This window comes from Tumebacillus permanentifrigoris (assembly GCF_003148565.1).
Taxonomy (GTDB): Bacteria; Bacillota; Bacilli; order Tumebacillales; family Tumebacillaceae; genus Tumebacillus; species Tumebacillus permanentifrigoris.
The window spans coordinates 1-14,424 of sequence record NZ_QGGL01000025.1 but is presented as its reverse complement, the minus strand read 5'-3'; the positions used below and the strand labels follow the sequence as shown (position 1 = coordinate 14,424).

Sequence of the window (14,424 nt, the reverse complement as noted above, 5' to 3'; positions counted from 1 at the left end):
GATTACAAAACACGACTACCACGGGGATTTTTATGCAAAAAAACGGTTCAGCCGATTCGGCGAACCGTTTCCTACTGCGCAATTTTTTGCAAAGATGCGCAGTTTTTTGCAAGCAAGTTCGTGCAGGTTTCTGCAACTTATTGCATTCCGTACTTTTCCAACTTGTAATACAAACTGCGCACGGCGATTCCGAGCAGTTTCGCCGCCTCCGTTTTGTTGCCTTTGGTTTTCTGCAAGACGCGCTCCAGATGTTGACGTTCTGCGCGCCCCACGACCTCTTCAAGCGCATGCAGCTCCCCTTCCGGCTCGTGAAAGGCTGCGATCGTGGCGCTGGGCATCACATCCGACTTGACCCCGCTGGCCGCCTCACCATAGAGGATCAGATGCTGTGGCTCGATGATCGTCTCGGTGAACTTCATCTGGATCAAGGCGCGACCGATCGCATTCTCCAGTTCTCGGACGTTGCCTGGCCACGAGTAGTCGCGCATGCGAGCGAGCGCCGCCGAGGAGATCTGCTCGACTTGGCGGCCGTACTCCTCGTTGAACTTGGCGATCAGACGCTGTGAGATCGTGTCGAGGTCGCCCTTGCGATAGCGCAGCGGCGGGATGATGATCGGCAGGACGTTCAGGCGGTAGTAGAGGTCTTCGCGGAACTGACCTTGTTGGATCGCCCGTTCGAGGTTGACGTTGGTGGCGGCGATCACGCGGGCATCGACCTGTAGCGCGTTGGTCCCCCCGACACGCGTGATCTCCTTCTCCTGCAGCACGCGCAGGATCTTCGCCTGCATGTGCATCGACAACTCCCCGATCTCATCGAGAAAGATCGTGCCGCCGGACGCTTCTTCGAACAGCCCTTTTTTGCCGCCCCGACGCGCCCCGGTGAACGCGCCCTCCTCGTAGCCGAACAGCTCCGATTCCAGCAGCGATTCGGACAGCGCGGCGCAGTTGACGCGGATGAACTGGTTGTAGCGGCGCACGCTCTGGTTGTGGATGGCATGGGCAAAAAGCTCCTTGCCCGTCCCGGACTCGCCGCGCAACAAAACCGTAGCGGGCGTATCGGCCGCTTTTTTCGCCTGTTCGATCGCGGCGACCATCTCGTTGGACGTCCCGATGATGTCCTCAAAGGTGTACTTCGCCTGCAATTTGCGGATCAGTTGCTTGGCGACGTTGAGCTCGTCTGTCAATTTCTTGATCTCAGAGATGTCGTGTACGATCCCGACGGAGCCCTTGAGTTCACCGTCTACTTCAATAGGAGCGACGTTGACGAGCACTTCCCGCCGCTTCGGCCCCAGCTTCATCGAGACTCCGCGCACAGGACGGCGCGTGCGCAGGACTTGCATGTGCATCGATTCACCCTCTGCGATGTCCGCATCGGCCGGCTTGCCGATGATGTCCTCCTCGGTCAGTCCGGTCAGGCGCGTGTACGCCGGGTTGATCATGATCCCATGTCCTTCGCTGTCCACGACGGAGATCGCATCCTGCGTGGAGTTGATGATCGCTTCCAGCATCATCCGAAATTCCTTGAGGTTGGTGACTTCCTCGGCGAGCGACTGGATCTCCGTGATGTCGCGAAAGACAGCAACCGCTCCGGCGAGGTTGCCTTTTTCATCGCGCACCGGCACGCGGTTGGTGATGATGCGGATCTGGTCGAGCACTTGCAATTGGTTCAACTCCGGCTCCCCGGTCTCCAGCACGACGTGCAAGCGCGAGTTCGGGATCGCCACGCTCGCCAATTGTCCGATCATGTCCTCTGCGGACACGACCGACAACCGCTCAGCGGCTGCGTTGAACAACGTGATGATCCCGTGTTCGTTGACGGCAATCATCGCATCATGCGTAGAGTTGAGCACGACCCCGAGCTCTTGGCGGGAGATCGTCAATTCGTGGATTAATTCTTCCTTCTCCAAGAGCAGGCGCATCATCAAGTTCGCGATCTCGCCAGGGATCAACGTCGTGTGCGCGGGCAGTTTGCGACGAATCGCTTCATACGCCTGCATGTCGCCCGTCGCTTCGAACACTAACTCCATCGGTTCGGACGCGAACTCTTCAAAACTCTGGCCGGTGCGGATGCCGTACTGATGCGCCAACGCCAAACCCGGTGCGCCGTCATCGATATCGATCACGCCGACGATCTCCACAGAAGCCAGATCGCGGAAGGCGCGCAGGATTGCGGTCCCGCCACGACCAGCCCCGACGATCACTACATGTATCAAAAGAGGTCCCCCCCATCTACTCTGCAAGCAATTGCATATGTGAAAAATCTTGCATGCCACTAGGTACTTCTGCGCGGTATGGCGATCTCCTTCTTGAAGGAGGTGCAGGGCTGCGATATAGTAGAGAACGGATGCGTAGGATAAAGACAGTTGGACCTTGAGAAAGGACGGATAGATGTGGGACGGTTTTTCGTATGGGTGATCTTGATTGGAGTTTTCGTGTTGTCCGGATATGGATTGAACTTGATCCGGATCGCGATTGTGGATAAAGTGGCCAACCCGGATGTGGTGATCTGGTGGAAAGTCTTGATCGGTGGCGTGTTGATGTTCGGCGGGCTGTCGTTCCTCGGCGGCTTCGTGTTCTACCGCGACCGCAAGCAAGGCAAAGTTCGCCCACCGGCTTGGAAAACCAAGTAAGGAGGTACGTAGGCATGAAAAAACAACTGGCACTGCTCCTGCTCAGCGGCGCGTTGCTCGGCACCGCCATCACTTCGGTCGGCTGCTCGAACGCGACAGACGTCAGCAACAAACTTCAGCAATCGGCGGAAGACGCGCTGAACAAACTGGCGAACGACCCGGCGCTCAAGCAAAAGCTCATGGACACCGCTGGAGCGACCAAGGACAAAGTCGAGAGCTTCATGGGCAACCTGATGAAAAACCCCACGGTCGTCGATGCGGAAAAGCAACTCGGCAACCAAGTCGTGCAATCGGTCATCGAGCAAGCCGTCCAGAACAACGGCGGCAACCTCGATGCAGCGACGCAGGAGTGGATCGTGAAGGAACTACAGAAGAAACTGCAACAATAGCAAGGAGAAAAACCTCGTGACCAGCGGTGCTGGCACGAGGTTTTTTGTGTGAAAAAGACCCTCGAACACCCGAAGGTGCTCTGAGGGTCTGTTTTCACTTACGGTTCCAACCCGGTCTTCACCGCTTGCCAGAACGCGTCGTCCTCAAAGCCCATCCGCCAGACGGCGACGCCGGCGAGGTTGTTTCGGGGGACGAGTTTGGTTTTGGCGGTGATCGACTCCGGGTTTTCAAACCAGACGTGGTGCGTGGAGCCGTCGTCTGCTTGGTAGGTGAAGTACGGTGATTGCTCAACGGCGCTCCACTGTTGCACCGCTCCGGTTTTTTGCAGCAAGGCCGGGATGTTTTTTAACGTCACCGCTTTGTTCTGCTTGGCGTTGTTGGTGTTCCAATCGTATCCGTAGGCTGGGAGTCCGAGCAGGAGTTTCTGCGGCGGGATCTGCGCGCTGGCGTAGGTGATCACGTTTTCCACCCACGGCAGTCCTGCGACTGCACCCGGCTCGCCCCAGGTTCCGTGCTCGTCGTAGGTCATCAATTGAATCTGGTCCGCGACCTGTCCTAGCGCCGCGTAGTCGAACGTCCCCACCCAATCGCGAGTTGGTGAGTCGGAGGTTTTCGCCATCACGGAGATGATCACCGTGCGCCCGTCCGTGTGCAACGCAGTTGCCAACTCGGTGACGAAGGCCGTGAAATTGGCGCGGTCGCCGGGCAGCATGTTCTCGAAGTCGACGTTCAATCCGCCGTAGCCGTTCTGCTGGAGCAGCGCGACCGCGTTGTGTACCAGCTTGGCGCGTACGGCCGAGTCGCTGAGAATGGCGTGTGCCACTTCCGGGGAGAACCCGTCCTTGCCATTGGTCAGCGCAGCGTAGGCTTTGACGTTTTTCGATTGTGCCGCTTGCAGGCCGTCCTGCGGGGCAACGCCTGCGATCGTTCCGTCCGGGAGTGCCGCGAAGGTCATCGTCGTCATCTGATTGAGGAACCCGCCGCCAAAGGCGAGCAGCGAGTCGAGCGAGGCTTTGTTTTTATTGGAAACGGTGTAGTAGCCCAGCACGGCCTTCGGGGCACTGATCTGTGCCCGTGGCTCCGGAATCGGCGGACCGAACGGGTCGCTGGAAGTTGGAGCCTCGACCACAGGTGCCACCGTCGGCGTGCTGCGGAACTTCCCTGCTGGTGTTGCGTGTGTTGCGTATTGGGTGCTGGCGAGCAACGCCCCGGCTGCCACCACGAGGGCGGCGACCCAGACTTTTTTCTCCATCGTGCTTCCCCACCTCTCGATCCTTTCTAGGATAGAGGATCGAAGGGTGCGAGGCTACCGGGAAATTAAGGGGTGGTCAGCCCCGCTTGCACCGCTTGCCAGAAACTTGCGTCCTCCAAGCCCATCCGCCACATCGACACGCCGCCGAGGTTGTATGCGTTGACCAGCTTGGTTTTGGCTTGAATCGACTGGCTGTTCTCATACCACACGGTGTGTTGGCTGCCATCTCCCGCTGCGGTGTAGGTGAAGTAGGGCGATTGGGTCGTCGCGTCCCACTTCGGTGTTGCGCCCGTCGTGGTGATCAGGTTCGGCATGTTTTTCCAAGTGACGGCCTTGCCCGTGCCGGCCGTCGTATTCCAGTCATACCCATAGGCTGGGAGCCCGATCAACACTTTGTTGGACGGCATCACCGAGGTCGCGTACTGGACGACTTTGGTCACCCACGGCAGGCCTGCGACCGATCCCGGTGCGCCCCACGGGCCGTGTTCATCATAGGTCATGATCTGCACTTGGTCCGCCGCAGCCCCCAGCGCCGCGTAGTCATAGACGCCCGACCAAGCAGCAGTCGGCATGTCGGATGTCTTCGCCACGGTGGAGAGCAGCAGGGTTGCGCCGTTGTTGTGCAACGCGGTCGAGAGGTCAGACACGAACTTGGAATAGTACGGACGGTCGGCCGCTTGCATGTCTTCGAAGTCGATGTTGATGCCTTTGTAGCCGTACTTTTTGACGAGCGCGACGGCGGAGTTGACGACGTTTTGTTCCAACGCAGTCGAACTGAGGAGGTTGTGTGCCAAGGCACCATCGAAGGCCCCGTTGGTCAGGTTTTGGATGACGGCGTAGGACTTGATGTTTTTGCTGGATGCGAGCGTCATGCCATCACTTGGGGCACTTCCATCGATGCCACCCAAGCTGTTCGCGCTGAATGTAACGGTCGAGATCGCGTTCATCGAGTTGCCATAGTTCGAAAGTGAGTTATAGGAGCCTTTGTCGCCTGTGTAATAGACGGTGTAGTAGCCGAGGATCGTCTTGGGAGCAACGGTTGTGGTAGATGTGACTGTGGTAGAAGTCGTGGTCGCTTTGAGACTTTTGGGGGCGGCGATGGCCGGAGTTGCTGCCAACAGCGAGAGTGCGAGCGCGACGAGGGCGGTTTGCTTGGAGGTTTGTTTCAACATTGAGGAGTCACCCTACCTTTTGTTTAGTAGAATTTACATCTACCTTTAGGATAGAAGACTCACCCAAAAAGAAACATAGAGAGAAAGCACCAACTCGTATGGCAGAACTTACCTGCGAAAACAGCAAAAAAGACCTATGGAACCTGACACTTCATAGGTTCATAGGTCTTTTTTCCAAGTATAGGGGGATGTCGGACGACTCTCCTGTGCGGACTACCTGCTCAAAACGGTAGACTGCTCAGTCAAGCTAGGATGCCTGACGACCTAGTACGTCCAGCCAGCGCAGCAGGCGGTTTTTCTCAATCGTTTCAGAAATCGAGTACTTTTCTGCGTAGAGATGGAGCAACACGAGCACGCCGAGCCAGACGGTCATCGTCGTGGTCGTGCAGGTCAGCACCACCAACATCCCGACCCCACCGCCGAGCAGGTTCGATCCAGCATCGCCCATCATCGTGTGTGCGCGCAAATCGTCCGGGAAGTACGCGAGCGTTGCGCCGAGCAACAGCCAGTACGCCGGACTCTCCATGCCGCGCAGGGAGACGGCGGCGAGCACGGCGAGGGCGAGGAGCACCCCTTTGCAGGCGCGTCCCGGTCGCAAGTCGAGCATGTTCACGCTGTTGGCAGACAGGGCGACCGTGAAGCCGCCGAGCAGGAGTTTCCAGCCTTCTGCCCCGGTCAGGTATGCGCCGAGAAACCCGAGCAACAAGCCAAATCCCGCCTTCAACAGCCCGGTTGTCACTTCCCCGTGACGGAGGAACTGGGTGAGATGCCCGCGCAATCCGCTTGCCTCCCGGTTCCCCGCGAGGTCATCGAGCAACCCGACGACCAAAAATCCAGTGCTCACCGCCAACACCGCCAGCAAGTCTTGCACTTGCAACCACGACAGCGCGAAGACATCGCTCAGCATCAGCAACATCGCCATCGTGCCAAATACACCGCCCCAGAGCGAGACGCCCAACCCGACTGGAATGTTCTGCCCGCGATAATTGACGCGGAGGAAGCCGGCGGCGACGAACGCTTTTTTCAACGGCTCGATCAGCCCGTTCGTCAGGAGATACCCGCCCCAGAAGGCGACAAAAATACAGGCGAACCATCGGATCATCGTGTCATTGAAAAAAGGGTTCATCTCAGCGGTCACCTGCTCGGCTCAGGAGCACGCGCGCGATCTGCAGAAACTGCTTGCCTCGATGGAGGAAGCCGCGCAGGTTGCGCCCGTACTCGCGATTTTTCATGTCCACTTCCACTTCCAACAACCGCATGCCACTGCGGGCGGCGTCGATCGTCATCGCCACTTCTACACCGTAGCCGTTGCCCAACCGTCCGATCACATCGAGCACGCGGCGGTTGCAGGCGCGTTGTCCAGAAAGCGGCGCGTTGAGCTCGATGCCGCCGAGCTTGCGGATGCCACGGCGCGCGAAGCCTTTGACCAGCCCGAACCCACCGCGCAACGGGCGCGGCAAACAGCCGATCGTCATGTCACAGCGGCCTTCGAGCACCGGGGAGATCAGCTTCTCGATCTCCACCGCCGTCTCGCCCATGTCGGCATCGAGAAAGACCACGATCTCCGCATCGGTGCTCAGGATGCCCGAATAGAGCGCTGCCCCTTTGCCGTAGTTGGTGCGGTGGCGCACGACGCGCGCGCCAGATTCCAGCGAGATGCGGTAGGTCTCGTCTGTCGAGCAGTCGTCGATCACGATGATTTCGGTGACGAGATCCAGTGTCCGCACGGCGAGGATCGTGCGGTCGACGATGTCCGCCTCGTTCCACGCTGGGATGAGGACGGCGACTTTTTTCTGCTGTCTGGTGATGAGCGGGATGCCGTTCATTGCGACGTGCTAACCTCCTTGGCGTTCGTGATGTACGGGAGCAACGCTTGCGCCGTTTTTTTCGTGCCGAAGTGCCCCTTCGCCCCGGTCAACACGTCGATCAGTGCGACGCGGCCCGTGACCTGGTCGATGTTGTCCACCGTGGAGAGACCAACCTCGCGGAAATAGACGACATCGGAGAGTGCAACATCGGAACACTCGACACCGACGGCGTGTACGTCGAGAGCTCGCACCTCTTGGATCAGCGGCAGGTCGAACAGGCGCAAGCGCGGTCGGGTCGCATCGGTGGCACCGCCGACGAGGATCAGATGGTCGGGTTTGCTGCCGATTGTGCCGGTGACGTTGAGAAAGTTGTGCGCCTGGAGCCAACTCGTGACCGGGCCAGCTCCTTGGGTGAACAACTCGTGCACCAACGCCTTGGACAGCGCGGTACTGCGTGCGGCTTCGTCTCCCGCAGCATCGACCCCGAGCAATTCTCGCACTTCGTCGGAGCTGAGTGCGGCGGTCAAACTGGGCACATCTTGGAGTTCTGCTGCCGTGGACAGGACCGCGCCTGCCGCTTCGAGCGTGCTGCGCATGGAGCTGAGGTCGGCGGGTTGCAACTGCAACACGGCGACTTTTTGCCCCGTGAGTTTGTCGTGCGCATAGTGACCGCCGACTTGCGCCATGACGTTTTGCAGGTCGGTGGTTTGTTGCGTGAGGTCTTGGGACTGCTTTTGCAGTTTGAGGTTGTCAGACTTGCTTTGCGTATAGCGCTCCTCCAACTTCTGAAGCAGTTGCGTTTGCTGCTTGACGATCACCTGCTCGCCGAGCGTCCCGCCGAGCAGAAGCCCGAGGCCGAGCGACAGAAACACGGCGACGAGCGTCAGGATGTGATACCGGATGCCGTACATGGGGCGCTCCCCTCCGTTTTCACAGGTTCAAGACCACAGCAGTTTGAGATTCAGAACCAATTGGTGCAAAAAGTTGCGCGTCGCGGGATTCAACCAGAGCAACACCATGATCGGCACGAGTGCTGCACCGGCGACGACCAGTGCTGCCCGCCAATCGACGGAGCGACCATAGAGCAGCGAGACGCCCTTGGCATCGACCAATTTGTTGCCGATGCGCATGCGCGTGAGGACGGTGCTGGCCATGCCACGCCGGCCTTTTTCCAGAAAGTCGATCATGTTCGAGTGCGTGCCGACTGCCACGATCAGCTCCGCACCCTGCTCATGAGCGAGCAACATCGCGACATCCTCGCTGGTGCCAGGCAGCGGGTAGAGGTGCGGGGTCAGACCCAACTCCTCCAAGCGCGCCAAACCGGGCGCACGACCATCTGGATAGGCGTGTACGATCAACTCAGCGCCGCCACGCAACGTCTGATCGCTGACCGAATCCATGTCCCCGACGATCAGATCCGGGCGAAACCCGGCTTCGACGAGCGCGTCAGCCCCGCCGTCCACCCCGATCAGCACGGGGCGCAGGTCTTGTATGTACGATGCGATGGCGCGCAGGTCATCGCGATAGGTCGGGCCGCGCACGACGACGAGCACATGACGGTCTTGCATCGCGGTCGCGAGGCTGATGTTCGGCAAGTCGCTGAGGAAAAAATGTTTCTCCTGCCCGGCGTAGGTCAGCGTGTTGTCCACGAACAGCTCCAGTTCGGCACGGACGTTTTTCATCGAACGGGCCATCTGCGTCAACACGGCGTCTTCATCCAGCCAAGTCACCGTGCCGAGCACGCGCTGTTCGTGGAGCAAGCGATTGTCTTGGAGCGTGATGCGCGCCCCGTCGTGCAGGTGCAGGCAGTCGGTCGATGTGGTATCCAGCAGCGGAATTCCAGCGCGGACGAGCTTGAGCGGACCGAGGTTCGGATAGCGACCCGAGATCGAAGGGGCGGTGTTAATCACGGCGCGGGCGCGGGCGGCGATCAGTGCATCGGCCGCCACCTCGTCGAGATCGACATGGTGCAAGATCGCGATGTCGCCTGGCTCCAGCCGTTTGGCCAAGACCTTCGTTCGGCGGTCGGCGCGCACTGGGCCCTGCAAAACCCGCGGCATCTGGCGGCGAGCATAGGCAAATCGCTTCATCGCGTCACGCACCTCCTTTCCATCTCTCCTAGTATGGAACAAGGCGCACCCAAAATATCCCGGAAAAAGAAAAAGAGACCCCCGGCTCGAATGGGGATCTCATTTTCTTATAAGCTCGATACTGCTCCCCTCACGCCTGCCGGGCGTGTCTGTTGTAGGGGAACGTGCCTCAGATGCGCTAGCCAAACGCAGTAAGAGGGAGCCGAATTTTGTCTACACCATAGAAGACGACGATAGTTGCAGAAAAGTTTCACTCTCTAGAAAAAAAATTCGATAGAATTTTTCAGTGGTGCTGAGCTTCCCTTTTTCAAAGCATTTACTTGTGCTCCCCGACCATCCCCTGCAAAATTTCCAGCGCGTGCGGAACCACTGGCAGCACGACTTCGAGGCACTCGCGCACACCCTTCGGACTGCCTGGCAAGTTGATGATCAGCGTGTTGCCGCGCGTGCCGACGACCGCGCGCGAGAGCATCGCAAACTTGGTTTTCGCAAGCGAGGCGGCGCGCATCGCCTCTGCCATCCCCGGCACTTCCCGGTCGATCACCGCGAGCGTCGCTTCCGGGGTCACGTCGCGTCGAGCCAGCCCAGTGCCACCCGTGGTGACGATCAGGTCGAGTTTTGCATCGTCGCAAAACTCAATCAGCGCATCACGAATGGTCTCAAACTCATCAGGGATCACGATGTACTCGGTGACTTCCATGTCCACATCGAGCACCATCTCACGGATGACTTGTCCACTCAGGTCTTCGCGTTCGCCTCGCGCCCCTTTGTCACTCGACGTCAGGATGCCAACGTTCCAGCGAGCCATGATCGGATCGCCTCCTTTTCATTTTCCTCTAAGCCCGGTGGAAGTCTCCGCTTTTCCCACCGGTTTTTTCCAACAAGCGCACTTCCGCGATCACCATGCCTTTATCAACCGCTTTGCACATGTCGTACACCGTCAACGCTGTCGCCGTCACAGCGGTCAGTGCTTCCATCTCGACGCCGGTGACATACGTGGTCTTCACGGTCGCCAGCACATCCATCTCCGTCTCTGAGCGTTCTTGGAACGAGATGTCCACCTTGGTCAACGGGAGCGGGTGGCACATCGGGATCAGCTCAGACGTTTTTTTCGCCGCCATGATGCCGGCGACTTGAGCGACCGCGAGGACGTCGCCTTTTTTCAACTTGCCTTGGCGGATCAGCTCCATCGTCTCGGCGTTCATCCGAAGTGTCGCCGCGGCGGTCGCACTGCGATCCGACGTGTTTTTGTCGGTGACATCGACCATATGGGCGCGTCCCTCTTCATTGAAATGAGTCAGTCGGGTATCCGTCATACCTGCCTCCTGTTGCCGTTCTGTCTAGCAAAGATTATTATAGCATACATGGACATCCAACTCGGAGAAAAGAGGGTACCGATCCACCATGCACATTGAAGTCCACCTATTCGCCGGTGTGGCGGAGGCTGTCGGCGCTCGCACTTGGTCGGGCGACTTGCCCGAGGAGGCCACCGTCGCCGATCTTTTTGCAAGATTGGCAGCTGAGCACCCTAGCGCTGCGGCGCTGTTGCGCATCTCGTTCGCCTCGGTCAACCATGCGTACACAACGCCTGATACGGTGTTGGTTGCAGGCGACGAGATCGCGATCCTGCCACCGGTTTCCGGGGGCGAGGAGGCGCTTTTTGAGATCACGGACGCCCCACTCTCTGTAGAGAACGTTTTGAAAAAAGTCCGCAACCCGCTCTGCGGTGCGGTCAATCTATTTGTCGGCACGGTCCGTGAGATGACCGAAGGCAAGCGCACCGTGGAACTTGCGTATGAGGCGTATACCCCGATGGCGGTCAAGACGATGCAGCAGATCGCTGACGAAATCGAGGAGCGCTGGCCCGGTGCGCATGTCGCGATGTCCCATCGCATCGGACGGCTGGAGATCGAGGAGGCGGCGGTGGTCATCGCCGTGGCTACCCCGCACCGCGCCGCTTCCTATGAAGCCGGGCGCTACGCCATCGAACGACTCAAAGAGATCGTGCCGGTCTGGAAAAAAGAAGTCTGGTCGGACGGCACCCAATGGATGGGCCATCAACAAGGCCCGTGGAACCCGTTGCGACCGGGAAGTGAGGGATAGAATTCTATGGAAGTAGATTCCACGCGATATTCGCGACAGATTTTATTTGAACCGATCGGCGAGGACGGGCAGAAACGTCTCCTGCAAAGCCGCGTCGCCATCGTCGGCATGGGTGCGCTGGGCACGGTGCTCGCCAATCATATGGTGCGCGCAGGTGTAGGTTTCGTCCGCGTGATCGACCGCGACTTTGTGGAAGCGTCGAACCTGCAGCGTCAGATGCTCTATGACGAGAGCCACGCGGCCGAGGGCATGCCCAAAGCGATTGCGGCGTATGAGTCGTTGCGCCGGGTGAACTCCGGCATCACGATTGAGCCAGTCGTCGCTGACCTGACGTGGCAGAACGCCGAGGAGTTGTTGTCTGACGTTGACTTGGTGCTGGATGGCACCGACAATTTCCAAGTGCGGTTTCTGGTCAACGACGTCTGCGTCAAACACAGCATCCCGTGGGTCTACGGCGGCGGCGTGAGTGCGCATGGCATGACGATGCCGATCCTGCCCGGCGAGACGCCGTGCTTGCGGTGTCTGTTCGATTCAGCGCCGGCACCGGGCACGACACAGACCTGTGACACAGCAGGCGTGATCGGGCCGATCATCCATGTCGTCGCGTCATACCAAGCGGTGGAAGCGATGAAGATTCTGGTCGGGGCGCAGGATAAAGTCCGGCGCACGATGCTGAACCTCGGCCTCTGGGACTACGGGACCAATTCCATCGACATCTCGCGGGCGCGTCGTGCCGATTGTCCGTGTTGCGGTCGAGGCGAGTATGCGTTTCTGGAAAGCCGCGCCGGCGACGAAACCGTCTCGCTGTGCGGGCGCAACACGATCCAGATCTCACCGTCCGAGCCGTGGGACGTCGATCTCCCGGCGCTGGCGAAACGCTTGGAGCAGAGCGGGCGCGTGGAGGCGAACAAGTTTTTGGTTCGCTTTTATGCGACGGAGGAGATCCGGTTGGTCACCTTTGGCGACGGGCGTGTGTTGGTGCAAGGGACGGATGATCTGTCGGTTGCGCGGAGTTTGTATGCGAAGTATATTGGCATGTAGGTGGAGAGCTAGCTTGGGCTCGCCTATGCGAAAAAAGACCCGATCCTTGGTGGATCGGGTCTTTTTTTTAGATCTGCTGCAAAGCGTCCTGCACCTGCCGCACCACCGCTGCATAGCGCGGCTCACTCCAACTATCGCGCGATGGGTGCGGGACGTTCGCGATGATCTGCCACTGTGGACTGTGTACGTCGGCCAAGCGCAGAAACTTCTGGGCAAAGCGCCCGCACGGTACGAGAACGACTTGACGGCCCTGCCAGTTCAAGAGTTTGCGGCGCAGACTGTCCGCGATGATCTCCTGTATGAGATTTGCGGCTTGGTCGGGGTATGCGATGATGTGGTTTTGCGTCCGCACGCTTTCCAACACGGGGAAAAAATCGCGGTACTGCGTCCGCGCTTCCAATCGGTAGGCGCGTGCTTGCAGCGGGATGTTGCACACGTTGAGCAAGCCGACTTTGTTCAGCGCTGGTCGGTTGAGTTGGGCGTCGCGGTTGCGTTTGAGCATGCGTCCGAGCGGGTACTGGGCGAACTTGTCCCCGTAGAGATGTCGGCTCATCGTGCTCCCAGATTGGCCGGAGACGGGCGCGCCGTGTTTTAGCTCCTCGATGTGCGGGCTCTCCAGCAGGAACAGGAACCGCGATTCCTCGGTCAGCAAGTCGGGCACGAAGTAGTTCTGACGTGCGAGGTCGTTGAAGATGCTGCGCAGGTGTTGTTTGGGGTCGGTCACTGCTGTCCCACCTCTGCCGTCTTGCAGAGATCGACTTGTACTGGCGCTTTTTGCATGGAAATCACCCTGTGTATTTTCTTATTCAGTTCTAGTTCTAGAATACCACCTATACCCTTTTGGGAAAGGTACAGAAAAAGCCCGACCTCTGAGGAGAGATCGGGCTTTTTACGAGTTGGTGCGATCAAGAGGACTTGAACCTCCACAGGGTTGCCCCCACAAGAACCTGAATCTTGCGCGTCTGCCAATTCCGCCATGATCGCGTAGCAAATGACGAGTACATAGGTAATATAACACGTATTCCATCTAAGCGTCAACTAGGAAATTTCAGATTGGGAGGACATTCTGCAACCCCCGCGTACATATGGTACGATGAAGAGATCACTCGTGCGGAGGTGAACGCAACTGATTACCGTCGGTCCAGAGGTTAACGGACATACCTTCACGCTACAGGAACAGGAACAACTCCAGATCCTGCTCCCTGCAAACCCAACCACCGGGTATAGATGGGTGGAGGTTCAGACCGGGAACTTGCGTCTCGATCAAACTGGTTTCGTACCTGGCGGACGACCCGGGATCTACGGCAGCGGAGGGTTACAAGAATGGGTGTTCACAGCCATCCATCCTGGTCAGAGCGAGATCCTCATGCGCTACCAACGACCTTGGGATGACTCGACCGTACATGATACATTCCGACTGACCGTTCACGTAAAAAAGACCTGATCCCGTATCTGGATCAGGTCTTTTGCTGTGCTCTGTAGCGTTTGGTTGCGGGGACAGGACTTGAACCTGTGACCTTCGGGTTATGAGCCCGACGAGCTGCCAACTGCTCCACCCCGCGACGGCAATAAGGTGGTGGAAAAATGGTGCCTTTTACCGGAATCGAACCGATGACCTCATCCTTACCATGGATGCGCTCTACCTACTGAGCTAAAAAGGCAAGTGGTGGAGAGAGAAGGATTCGAACCTTCGAAGCTTACGCAACGGATTTACAGTCCGCCCCATTTGGCCACTTTGGTACCTCTCCAGATGACACTGGATGCTGCAACTTTGTGAGTATAAGACCTTGCATTGCGTAGGATAAGCCCTCGACCTATTAGTACTGGTCAGCTAAATGCCTCGCGGCACGTACACACCCAGCCTATCAACCCAGTCTTCTACTGGGGGTCTTACCACGTTGACCGTGTGGGAAGTCTTATCTTGAGGGGGGCTTCGCG

The 14,424-nt window shown here is 58.5% G+C and carries 16 protein-coding genes, 4 tRNA genes and 1 rRNA gene; 5 read left to right on the top strand and 16 right to left on the bottom strand.

Going from position 1 to position 14,424, the window contains the following annotated elements:
• Positions 1–137 precede the first annotated feature (137 nt).
• Positions 138–2,213, bottom strand: a complete 2,076-nt coding sequence (locus C7459_RS20865) for a sigma 54-interacting transcriptional regulator (protein WP_109691212.1) — start codon at positions 2,211–2,213, stop codon at positions 138–140.
• Positions 2,214–2,390: 177 nt separating this feature from the next.
• Between C7459_RS20865 and C7459_RS20860 the strand changes: the two genes are divergently transcribed.
• A complete protein-coding gene (locus tag C7459_RS20860) occupies positions 2,391–2,630 on the top strand; it encodes a DUF2627 family protein (RefSeq protein ID WP_281272794.1) in 240 nt (79 codons plus the stop codon).
• 14 nt (positions 2,631–2,644) lie between these two features.
• On the top strand, positions 2,645–3,019 hold the full coding sequence (locus C7459_RS20855; RefSeq protein WP_109691210.1) for a hypothetical protein: 375 nt from the start codon (positions 2,645–2,647) through the stop codon (positions 3,017–3,019).
• 98 nt (positions 3,020–3,117) lie between these two features.
• On the opposite strand, the gene C7459_RS20850 is transcribed toward C7459_RS20855, so the two are convergent.
• The 8 genes from C7459_RS20850 to moaC all read right to left on the bottom strand — a co-directional run bounded on the left by C7459_RS20850 (position 3,118) and on the right by moaC (position 10,658).
• Positions 3,118–4,272, bottom strand: coding sequence for a glycosyl hydrolase family 18 protein (locus C7459_RS20850; RefSeq protein ID WP_109691209.1), 1,155 nt, complete (start codon positions 4,270–4,272; stop codon positions 3,118–3,120).
• Positions 4,273–4,337: 65 nt separating this feature from the next.
• Complete coding sequence (locus tag C7459_RS20845; protein WP_109691208.1) at positions 4,338–5,444, bottom strand: glycosyl hydrolase family 18 protein; 1,107 nt, start codon at positions 5,442–5,444, stop codon at positions 4,338–4,340.
• Between the two features lie 247 nt (positions 5,445–5,691).
• Entirely contained in the window at positions 5,692–6,570 is an 879-nt protein-coding gene (locus C7459_RS20840; protein ID WP_109691207.1) for a hypothetical protein, read from the bottom strand.
• Position 6,571: 1 nt separating this feature from the next.
• Complete coding sequence (locus tag C7459_RS20835; protein WP_109691206.1) at positions 6,572–7,270, bottom strand: glycosyltransferase family 2 protein; 699 nt, start codon at positions 7,268–7,270, stop codon at positions 6,572–6,574.
• Positions 7,267–8,163, bottom strand: coding sequence for a copper transporter (locus C7459_RS20830; protein WP_109691205.1), 897 nt, complete (start codon positions 8,161–8,163; stop codon positions 7,267–7,269). Before C7459_RS20830 ends, C7459_RS20835 begins: the two co-directional genes overlap by 4 nt.
• Positions 8,164–8,190: 27 nt before the next feature.
• The gene (gene steA, locus C7459_RS20825) at positions 8,191–9,342 is read right to left on the bottom strand and encodes a putative cytokinetic ring protein SteA (RefSeq protein WP_211320434.1); all 1,152 of its coding nucleotides are present in this window, start codon (positions 9,340–9,342) and stop codon (positions 8,191–8,193) included.
• 316 nt (positions 9,343–9,658) lie between these two features.
• Positions 9,659–10,150, bottom strand: a complete 492-nt coding sequence (locus C7459_RS20820) for a MogA/MoaB family molybdenum cofactor biosynthesis protein (RefSeq protein WP_109691204.1) — start codon at positions 10,148–10,150, stop codon at positions 9,659–9,661.
• 28 nt (positions 10,151–10,178) lie between these two features.
• Positions 10,179–10,658, bottom strand: coding sequence for a cyclic pyranopterin monophosphate synthase MoaC (gene moaC / locus C7459_RS20815; protein WP_109691203.1), 480 nt, complete (start codon positions 10,656–10,658; stop codon positions 10,179–10,181).
• Positions 10,659–10,746: 88 nt separating this feature from the next.
• Between moaC and C7459_RS20810 the strand changes: the two genes are divergently transcribed.
• The gene (locus C7459_RS20810; RefSeq protein ID WP_109691202.1) at positions 10,747–11,445 is read left to right on the top strand and encodes a molybdenum cofactor biosynthesis protein; all 699 of its coding nucleotides are present in this window, start codon (positions 10,747–10,749) and stop codon (positions 11,443–11,445) included.
• 6 nt (positions 11,446–11,451) lie between these two features.
• Positions 11,452–12,486 carry a ThiF family adenylyltransferase gene (locus C7459_RS20805; RefSeq protein WP_109691201.1) on the top strand — a complete coding sequence of 345 codons (1,035 nt, stop codon included), beginning with the start codon at positions 11,452–11,454 and terminating at the stop codon, positions 12,484–12,486.
• Between the two features lie 67 nt (positions 12,487–12,553).
• Here the strand turns inward: C7459_RS20805 and C7459_RS20800 are convergent, their stop codons facing one another.
• The 3 genes from C7459_RS20800 to C7459_RS20790 all read right to left on the bottom strand — a co-directional run bounded on the left by C7459_RS20800 (position 12,554) and on the right by C7459_RS20790 (position 13,470).
• Positions 12,554–13,210, bottom strand: coding sequence for a uracil-DNA glycosylase family protein (locus C7459_RS20800; RefSeq protein ID WP_245884670.1), 657 nt, complete (start codon positions 13,208–13,210; stop codon positions 12,554–12,556).
• On the bottom strand, positions 13,207–13,395 hold the full coding sequence (locus C7459_RS20795) for a hypothetical protein (RefSeq protein WP_146201062.1): 189 nt from the start codon (positions 13,393–13,395) through the stop codon (positions 13,207–13,209). The genes C7459_RS20800 and C7459_RS20795 overlap by 4 nt, the downstream gene beginning before the upstream one ends.
• A tRNA-Leu gene (locus tag C7459_RS20790) sits at positions 13,384–13,470 on the bottom strand. Before C7459_RS20790 ends, C7459_RS20795 begins: the two co-directional genes overlap by 12 nt.
• Before the next feature lie 142 nt (positions 13,471–13,612).
• Between C7459_RS20790 and C7459_RS20785 the strand changes: the two genes are divergently transcribed.
• Positions 13,613–13,930: a protease inhibitor I42 family protein gene (locus tag C7459_RS20785; protein ID WP_109691199.1), complete on the top strand. Its 318-nt coding sequence runs from the start codon at positions 13,613–13,615 to the stop codon at positions 13,928–13,930.
• Between the two features lie 42 nt (positions 13,931–13,972).
• Here the strand turns inward: C7459_RS20785 and C7459_RS20780 are convergent.
• The 4 genes from C7459_RS20780 to C7459_RS20765 form a co-directional block, all read right to left on the bottom strand.
• Positions 13,973–14,048 (bottom strand) — tRNA-Met (locus C7459_RS20780).
• Between the two features lie 23 nt (positions 14,049–14,071).
• Positions 14,072–14,147 (bottom strand) — tRNA-Thr (locus C7459_RS20775).
• 3 nt (positions 14,148–14,150) lie between these two features.
• Positions 14,151–14,234, bottom strand: a tRNA-Tyr gene (locus C7459_RS20770).
• 49 nt (positions 14,235–14,283) lie between these two features.
• Positions 14,284–14,424, bottom strand: a 23S ribosomal RNA gene (locus C7459_RS20765); the annotation flags it as partial.

What these genes read in the sequence shown, in the direction of transcription:
- moaC (WP_109691203.1), bottom strand. Translation starts at nt 10,658, where the DNA reads ATGACGGATACCCGACTGACTCATTTCAATGAAGAGGGACGCGCCCAT.
- C7459_RS20845 (WP_109691208.1), bottom strand. Translation starts at nt 5,444, where the DNA reads ATGTTGAAACAAACCTCCAAGCAAACCGCCCTCGTCGCGCTCGCACTC.
- C7459_RS20840 (WP_109691207.1), bottom strand. Translation starts at nt 6,570, where the DNA reads ATGAACCCTTTTTTCAATGACACGATGATCCGATGGTTCGCCTGTATT.
- C7459_RS20850 (WP_109691209.1), bottom strand. Translation starts at nt 4,272, where the DNA reads ATGGAGAAAAAAGTCTGGGTCGCCGCCCTCGTGGTGGCAGCCGGGGCG.
- C7459_RS20805 (WP_109691201.1), top strand. Translation starts at nt 11,452, where the DNA reads ATGGAAGTAGATTCCACGCGATATTCGCGACAGATTTTATTTGAACCG.
- C7459_RS20855 (WP_109691210.1), top strand. Translation starts at nt 2,645, where the DNA reads ATGAAAAAACAACTGGCACTGCTCCTGCTCAGCGGCGCGTTGCTCGGC.
- C7459_RS20835 (WP_109691206.1), bottom strand. Translation starts at nt 7,270, where the DNA reads ATGAACGGCATCCCGCTCATCACCAGACAGCAGAAAAAAGTCGCCGTC.
- C7459_RS20830 (WP_109691205.1), bottom strand. Translation starts at nt 8,163, where the DNA reads ATGTACGGCATCCGGTATCACATCCTGACGCTCGTCGCCGTGTTTCTG.
- steA (WP_211320434.1), bottom strand. Translation starts at nt 9,342, where the DNA reads ATGAAGCGATTTGCCTATGCTCGCCGCCAGATGCCGCGGGTTTTGCAG.
- C7459_RS20820 (WP_109691204.1), bottom strand. Translation starts at nt 10,150, where the DNA reads ATGGCTCGCTGGAACGTTGGCATCCTGACGTCGAGTGACAAAGGGGCG.
- C7459_RS20810 (WP_109691202.1), top strand. Translation starts at nt 10,747, where the DNA reads ATGCACATTGAAGTCCACCTATTCGCCGGTGTGGCGGAGGCTGTCGGC.